The organism is Pantoea wallisii (genome assembly GCF_002095485.1).
Lineage (GTDB): Bacteria > Pseudomonadota > Gammaproteobacteria > Enterobacterales > Enterobacteriaceae > Pantoea > Pantoea wallisii.
This window is the reverse complement of the sequence record NZ_MLFS01000138.1, coordinates 1-720: the sequence shown is the minus strand read 5'-3', so window position 1 is coordinate 720 and position 720 is coordinate 1. Positions and strand designations below refer to the sequence as shown.

Below are 720 nucleotides of genomic sequence, written 5' to 3'. Positions count from 1 at the left end.
GTCCCCTGCAGGAATCGAACCTGCAACTAGCCCTTAGGAGGGGCTCGTTATATCCATTTAACTAAGGAGACATCCGGCGCGCAGTATAGCGCACCGCGCGCAGAATTTTAACCGCACCTGAGCTGTTCGCTCAATCTATCAGCAATTTAGTGCCAGTCATCATGCCTGCTGCTCTTTTTCCTTTTCCTTCTTCTCTTTACGCTTCTGCTCGGCACGCGCTTTAGCTTTTGCGGCTTCGCTCATGTCGTTGCGAATCTGCGCGTGGCTGATCAGCGCAAAAATCAGCGTACCACCGGTGATATTGCCCAGCAGCGTTGGCAGGGCGAAGGGCCACAGGAACTCCTGCCACGGCAGCGTACCGGCAAACACCAGATACAGCACTTCTACCGAGCCCACCACGATATGCGCCAGATCGCCCAGCGCCACCAGCCAGGTCATCATCACAATCACCACAATTTTGGCGTTGCCGGCATTCGGGAACATCCAGACCATGGTGGCGATAATCCAGCCGGAAATAACGGCGTTGGCAAACATTTCGCCCGGCGTATTCTCCATCACCTTTTCGCTGATCGCCGTAAAGGCCTGACGCGTCGCGTCATCGAAGATCGGCATGTGGTTGAAGGCCAGTGCGCCCAGCGCAGTACCTATCAGGTTGCCCAACAGCACCACACTCCACAGGCGCAACAGCAGCATAAAGTTGCTGCCGGTCGGTTTATGCAT

Annotated in this window: 1 protein-coding gene and 1 tRNA gene; both read right to left on the bottom strand. The window is 55.6% G+C overall.

Annotated elements, in window-relative coordinates; genetic code table 11:
* Window positions 1-71 (bottom strand) — tRNA-Arg (locus HA48_RS21960).
* Between the two features lie 88 nt (window positions 72-159).
* Window positions 160-720, bottom strand: a 561-nt coding sequence (locus tag HA48_RS21955) for a formate/nitrite transporter family protein (protein ID WP_208613173.1), incomplete at its 5' end; no start/stop codon positions are given.